Source organism: Dactylosporangium sp. NPDC051485, assembly GCF_040682015.1.
Classification (GTDB): Bacteria; Actinomycetota; Actinomycetes; order Mycobacteriales; family Micromonosporaceae; genus Dactylosporangium.
Genome location: NZ_JBFAZW010000251.1, coordinates 1 through 1,499, shown reverse-complemented (window position 1 = coordinate 1,499; position 1,499 = coordinate 1). Strand labels below are relative to the sequence as shown.

1 pseudogene is annotated in these 1,499 nt (G+C 78.3%); it reads left to right on the top strand.

The window, feature by feature from the left end:
• Window positions 1-19 precede the first annotated feature (19 nt).
• A pseudogene (locus AB0M46_RS51335) lies at window positions 20-1,499 on the top strand (AfsR family transcriptional regulator); the annotation flags it as partial.

Genomic DNA, 1,499 nt, shown 5'->3' with positions numbered 1-1,499 from the left:
TTCACGAGCAGTCCAGCCGGTGCATGAACTGTGGCGTCCCGTACTGCCACAACGCCTGTCGGCCCGCATCTGCCGCCTCGTCGACGGCCTGCCCCTCGCGATCGAGCTCGCCGCCGCCCGGCTGCGCCAGCTCGGCCTGGAGGAGATCGCCGAGCGCCTGGCCGGGCACGAGCACTTCCGCGTGCTGTCCCGCGGCGACCGTACCGCGGCCGAGCGCCACCGCACCCTGCGCGCCGTCGTCGACTGGAGCTGGCAGCTGCTCGGCGACGAGGAGCGGGTCGCGGCCCGGCGCCTCGCGGTGTTCGCGGGCGGCGCGACCCGCCCCGCCGCCGAGGCGGTCGCCGGGGTGGGCGAGGAGGTGCTGGCCGATCTGGTCGACCGGTCGCTGCTGATGGTGCGCGACGGGCGGTACCGGATGCTGGAGACCATCTATCTCTACTGCCGCGACCGGCTCGCGGAGTCCGGGCAGCAGCGGGCCCTGGCCGCGGCGCACGCCGCCCACTTCCTGGGCCTGGCCCGGCGGGCCGACCCGTACCTGCGCCGCGCCGAGCAGCTGAAGTGGCTGGCGACCCTGGCCGCCGAACACGACAACCTGATGGCCGCGCTGCGCTGGTCGGTCGCGAACGACCGCGACACCGCCATGCGCCTCGTCGCCGCCCTCGCCGCGTACTGGTGGCTCGCGGGCCGCCGCGGCGAGGTGACCGCCCTCGCGGCGGCGATCCTCGAGGCATTGCCGGACGGTCCGCCGGCGGGCCTCGAGGAGGAGTACGTCAGCTGCGTGGTCCACGCCGAGTCCCTGGCCGCCGAGTCCCACCGCCGCCGCGCCGACACCGTCCTGCGCTCGCTGGACCGCCCGCTGCGCCACCCGTTCAACGCCGCGCTGTGGGGCATGGCCCGGGCCGACGCCCCCGGCCGGGACGAGCCGTCGGACCGCCTGCTCGGCGCCGACCCCTGGAACGCCGCCCTCGTCGAGCTGGGCCTGTCCCTCCTCGCCGTCCTCGGCGGCCACCCCGGCGACGACCGCCTGCTCGGCGTGCTGGACCGGTTCCGGGCCCTGGGCGAGCGCTGGGGCAGCGCCCAGGCCCTCGACTGGCTCGCCCACCTGGCCGCGTGGCGCGGCGAATGGGCCCTGGCCCACGACCGCTGGGCCGGGGCACTGGCCGCGCTCGGCGAGCTGGGCGCGGCCCAGGAGTCCGCGGACGTGCTGTGCCGGCGCGGCGACTGCCGCATCCGCCAGGGCGACCTCGACGGCGCGGCGACCGACTTCCACCGCGCGGCCGAGCTGTGCGCCCAGGCCGGCGCCGGCGGGGGCGCCGCCGCGCTCGGCCTGGCCGAGATCGACCGCCACCGCGGCGACCTCGACGCGGCCGGGCGGCGGCTCACCGCCGCCCTGGCGGCGCTGCGCGCCGGCGACCTCGGCGCGGTGTACACGCGATCGCGGATGCTCACCGCGCTCGGCCGAGTCGCCGCGGCGCGCGGCGACCTCGACGCGGCGCGGC